Source organism: Candidatus Dedyshia acidiphila (assembly GCF_051025295.1).
GTDB lineage: Bacteria > Acidobacteriota > Terriglobia > Terriglobales > Acidobacteriaceae > KBS-83.
On the sequence record NZ_JBMGJV010000079.1, the window covers coordinates 1 to 4,656 of the forward strand.

The following is a 4,656-nucleotide window of genomic DNA, read 5'->3' on the forward strand; positions in this document are numbered from 1 at the left end:
TTCGACATATATCGAACGAGGAGGCGGAGTTGGCAAAGCTCAAGGGCAAGATCGCGGTTGTGACAGGCGCGTCAAAGGGCATCGGCGCTGGAATCGCAGAGGCGCTGGCGGCAGAAGGCGCTACGGTTGTCGTCAATTATGTGAGTAGTCGCGCCGGGGCCGATGCGGTCGCAGAGCGCATCCAGAAGGCGGGCGGCAAGGCAGTCGTGGTGCAGGCTGATCTCTCGAAGCCGGAAGACGCGGTGAAGCTGTTCGGCCAGGTTCAGAAGCAGTTCGGCAAGCTGGATATCCTGATCAACAACGCTGGCGTGTATGAATTCGCAGCGCTCGATCAGGTCACACCGGAACACTTCCACAAGCAGTTCGACCTGAACGTGTTGGGGTTGCTGATCGCGACGCAGGAAGCGGTCAAGCTGATGGGCGAGGGCGGATCGATCGTGAACATCGGCTCCATCGTGGGCCGCTGGGCAATGGCTGGAGCTGCAGTCTACAGCGCCACCAAGGCCGCTGTGGATTCGATCACTGTGTCGCTGGCACGCGAACTCGGACCGCGGAAGATTCGCGTGAACTCTCTCAATCCCGGAATGGTCGAGACTGAAGGTGTGCACAGCGCTGGCGTGATCGGTTCAGACTTTCAGAAGCAGATCGAGAAGGACACGGCTCTCGGCAGAATCGGTCAGCCAGCTGACATCGCCCGTGCTGCAGTCTTCTTCGCGTCGGACGATTCGGGGTGGATCACTGCAGAGACAGTCGTGGCCTCGGGCGGACAACGCGGCTAATCAGCACTTGAGATGGGAAACGATGGCCACGCTGCAGTGAAAGCTGCTGCGTGGCCGTCTTCCTTTACTCGATGACCAGCATCACCTGCCCGGCAGCGACCGTGTCGCCGGCTGCCACGCGTAACTCGGTGACGCGGCCCGCACGCGTCGCCTTCAATTCGTTCTGCATCTTCATCGCTTCCACCACGAGCACCGGATCATGCGCCGCCACCTCCTGCCCGGCCGTGACGAGCACGCGAGCGACGCGGCCCGGCATCACTGCCTTCATCAGCAACTTGCCATTGGCAGCCCCGCCCTGTTTGCGCTGAGCACGCAGCGAGCGCGGGTCTGCAACCGCCACGCGATGCTGGCCGCCGCGGAGGGCGACGAAGCGTTCGTCCGCCGTCCGCACGGGCACACACCGATGGGCGCAACCGTCGATCAGAAGCGAAAAAATGCCGGGCATCGGCTCACAGATATCGGCTTCAAAGCGGCGGCCGTCCATGAGCACGGTGTATCCGGTGGTCGTTGGTTCTAACTGGAGGCGCCGCACAGCGCCATCCACATCGACGTCGTAAATCATCCGCGCAGCGCCTCCCGCAGTGCCTGGAGCCGCCATGCAGACGCGGTGGATGACGATGATCCCGCCGTCGTGCTCATGGCGGGAGCAACAGCGGCCGCCGATGAATGGATAGCCGCGATCGCTGCCGCCATCGTGTCTCCTTCGGCGCTACCGTCCGCCGCTACGGTTCGAGGCGCGTCCGCAGCGAGCAGCCGGTCGAGATACCCGGTGTCGATCCGCGCGGCGCAAAAGGCCTCATCCGCCAGCAGCCGCCGGAGAAGCTTCAAGTTCGTCTGGATGCCCCCGATGACGTATTCATTGAGCGCCGCACGCAGCCGGGCTATGGCGGTCGCGCGATCCGGCGCGTACGCGACCAGCTTCGAAAGCATCGCGTCGTACTCGGTCGGCACCTCCCAGCCCTCGTACACGCCCTCATCTTCGCGCAGACCCGGGCCGCCGGGGCGCACCAGCCGCGTGATCCGACCGGGCGAGGGGAGAAAGCCAGCGTCCGGGTCTTCTGCGTAAAGCCGCACTTCCATGGCATGGCCGCGCAACACGACCTGCTCCTGCGTGAAGGGCAGCGGCTTGCCTTCTGCGATCGCGATCTGCAGATGAACAAGATCGAGGCCGGTGACCAGCTCTGTCACTGCATGCTCGACCTGCAGACGCGTGTTCATCTCGAGGAAGTAGAAGTTCTCTGTGTCATCCAGCAGAAACTCGACCGTGCCTGCATTGACGTAGCCAGCCTGCTTCGCCAGCCGGCAGGCCGCCTCGCCCATACGCTCACGCAGGGCAGGACTCACAACCGCCGATGGCGCTTCCTCAATCACCTTCTGGTGCCGACGTTGCACGGAGCACTCGCGCTCGCCTAGATACAGCACGCTGCCCTGCTGATCCGCGATCAACTGGATCTCGATGTGACGCGGCCGCTCGATGAGTTTCTCGAGATAGACCTCGCTCGACCCGAAGGCACGCAGGGCCTCCTCGCTCGCAGCGCGGAAGGCCTCCGGCAGTTCAGCTGCGCTGCGGATCGCGCGCATGCCCTTGCCGCCGCCACCGGCCGCGGCCTTCAGCATCACCGGATAGCCGATGGACTCCGCGATGCCCAGGCCCTCCTCTGCTGTGGACAGGCCAGTGACGGAGCCCGGCACACGTGGCGTGCCTGCGCGATCCGCAGCGGCCCGAGCCCGAGTCTTTGAGCCGAGCTCCCGCATGGCAGAGGCGGGTGGCCCGATGAACGTGATACCGGTGCGTGCACACGCCTCAGCGAAGTCCGCATTCTCTGAAAGAAATCCATAGCCCGGGTGAATCGCATCTGCCCCGCACTGGCGGGCGATGTCGAGAATACGATCACCACGTAGATACGAATCCACTGACGGAGCAGGGCCGAGACGATACGCCTCATCCGCATGCAGCACATGCAGTGCGCGCCGGTCGGCATCCGAGTACACCGCGACAGGAGAGATGCCGAGCTCGCGGCAGGCGCGCAGCAGTCGCAGCGCGATCTCTCCCCGATTAGCGATCAGGATCTTGCGAAGAGTGGTCACCCGTGTCGGATTCTACTTGCTGACAGCGTTCGCTTGCTTTCGGCAGCCCGGGATGCAGCCAGAGCAGCGCAAAAGCAGAGGCGCCCCGAAAGATTCGTGGCGCCTCGTGATGCGAGAGCGAAGACTTACTTGGTCGACTTACCCTGAGTTGCGCGGTTGGCCTTCTCTACGTTCGCCTTGCGAGCGCCGATCGCCTTCTCGGTCCATTCCTGCGCCTGCTGCAGGTCAGCCTTGCGCGCGTCGTCGTTGCCGCATTCGATCTCTGCCTTGCGACGGTAGGCGAGGTTGATGTACGCCATCGCGTCCTCGTACGAGGGCCGCAGATCAACTGCCTTGTGCAGCACGTCAAGCGCTTCATCGACGAGGGGCGCATTCTCCTGCGCCAGCTTCGGGCAGATCTTCTTGGGAATGCCGCCATCCGCCGCCTGCTTCTCGGTCAGGCCATTCGAGCCGAGGAAGTCGAGCGAATTCTTACGCGCCTTACCCCAGTCGATGACGCCGATCGTGTAGTAGGCCTCGGGATCCTTGGGATCGGCCACAAGCACCTTCTGCTGCCACGCCTTCGCCTGCTCGGCGTTGTTCATGGAGAAGTAGATCGAGGCAATTCCCTTGATCGCGGTGACGTTGTTCGGATCGACCTGAAGCGCGTCCTTGTACGCCTGGATGGCGCTGTCGGCGAGCTTCTTGTTTCCCGGCGTGTCCGAGTTCGGCACCACCTGCTGCGCGTACGCAGTCGCCAGGTAGAGGTGAGTCATCTGCAGCGAGGGGTCCAGATTGACCGCAGTCTGGAAGTGATCGATCGCCTCTTCATACTTGGCGTTCTTGTAGGCTTGAACTCCCTTGTTGAGCTGATCGCGCGCCTTAAGCTTGCTGCACCCAGTGGTGGCGAGGAGCATCGACAGGCTGGCAACTGCCGGCATCCACACTCTTGCAATACGCATCATTCTGCTTCGTTTCTCCTTCGAAAGGTGCCAGACCGCGGCGCGTTATTGGGGTCCGTTTCCTGGGCAGGGAGGGAATACTCTGCACAGGGATTGTAACTGGTTTCTCTTACCCTGCAACTCGGCCCTCTAACTCGGGCCCAAGACAAAGCCGCGGCCGATGGCGGCCGCGGGCTGAAGAGAGAGGCAGCCTTTACTGGCCTGCCTCGATCTTGGGCGTGATGAGTCCGACGTGATCAACGCCGGCGCCCTTGGCAATGTCGATCCCGTTCGCCACGGGGCCGAAGTCCAGATCCTTATCCGCCTTGATGAACATCACTTTGGTGGCGCGGGTGGCGAAGATCGACTGCAGCTTGCCTGCGATGTCTGACTTCTGCACATCCGTCTCATTGATCTTGTAGGCCGGCTGACCGGTTGGTGTGTGCTGAATGATCAGCACGATCGCCGTGTCATTTTCCTTCTGCGGCTGATTGTTCTTCGGTGGCTGCGGCACCAGTGCTTCCAGGCCCTTCGGCGACACCGGCGTGATGGCCATGAAGATGATCAGCAGCACCAGAAGGATGTCGATCATCGGAGTGACGTTGATGTCGGAGGAGAGTCCGCCGCCACCACCTGTCGAGAATGCCATAGTCGTTTCCTCAGCCTCGAGACGGCCCGCCTTCGCAAGCCGACTCGGTTCGATTGTCTGCCTGGATCGGGGTCAGCCGAACCAGGGAATAATCCCGGTTTACTGCATGCCGCCGGCGACCGTGTTGTTGGGCTGTTCCGTCAGAACGCCCAGCGTGTCGGTGCCGGAGGTGCGAATGTTGTCGATCGCCTCCATCACGACGCCGTAGTTGGAGCGGGCG

5 protein-coding genes are annotated in these 4,656 nt (G+C 62.6%); 1 reads left to right on the top strand and 4 read right to left on the bottom strand.

The window, feature by feature from the left end; genetic code table 11:
• The first annotated feature begins 29 nt into the window (after positions 1-29).
• Positions 30-779, top strand: coding sequence for an SDR family NAD(P)-dependent oxidoreductase (locus tag AC5IJH_RS18230; RefSeq protein ID WP_491904252.1), 750 nt, complete (start codon positions 30-32; stop codon positions 777-779).
• Positions 780-843: 64 nt separating this feature from the next.
• On the opposite strand, the gene AC5IJH_RS18235 is transcribed toward AC5IJH_RS18230, so the two are convergent.
• From AC5IJH_RS18235 to AC5IJH_RS18250, 4 genes are all read right to left on the bottom strand, one after another.
• Entirely contained in the window at positions 844-1,341 is a 498-nt protein-coding gene (locus AC5IJH_RS18235) for an acyl-CoA carboxylase biotin carboxyl carrier protein subunit (RefSeq protein ID WP_491904248.1), read from the bottom strand.
• Positions 1,338-2,867, bottom strand: a complete 1,530-nt coding sequence (locus AC5IJH_RS18240) for an acetyl-CoA carboxylase biotin carboxylase subunit (protein ID WP_491904249.1) — start codon at positions 2,865-2,867, stop codon at positions 1,338-1,340. The genes AC5IJH_RS18235 and AC5IJH_RS18240 overlap by 4 nt, the downstream gene beginning before the upstream one ends.
• Before the next feature lie 125 nt (positions 2,868-2,992).
• Positions 2,993-3,787 carry a tetratricopeptide repeat protein gene (locus tag AC5IJH_RS18245; protein WP_491904250.1) on the bottom strand — a complete coding sequence of 265 codons (795 nt, stop codon included), beginning with the start codon at positions 3,785-3,787 and terminating at the stop codon, positions 2,993-2,995.
• 214 nt (positions 3,788-4,001) lie between these two features.
• On the bottom strand, positions 4,002-4,436 hold the full coding sequence (locus AC5IJH_RS18250) for an ExbD/TolR family protein (protein WP_491904251.1): 435 nt from the start codon (positions 4,434-4,436) through the stop codon (positions 4,002-4,004).
• Between the last annotated feature and the right edge of the window lie 220 nt (positions 4,437-4,656).

Coding starts and splice junctions, on each gene's coding strand:
- AC5IJH_RS18235 (WP_491904248.1), bottom strand. CDS start 1,341: ATGATTTACGACGTCGATGTGGATGGCGCTGTGCGGCGCCTCCAGTTA.
- AC5IJH_RS18245 (WP_491904250.1), bottom strand. CDS start 3,787: ATGCCGGCAGTTGCCAGCCTGTCGATGCTCCTCGCCACCACTGGGTGC.
- AC5IJH_RS18250 (WP_491904251.1), bottom strand. CDS start 4,436: ATGGCATTCTCGACAGGTGGTGGCGGCGGACTCTCCTCCGACATCAAC.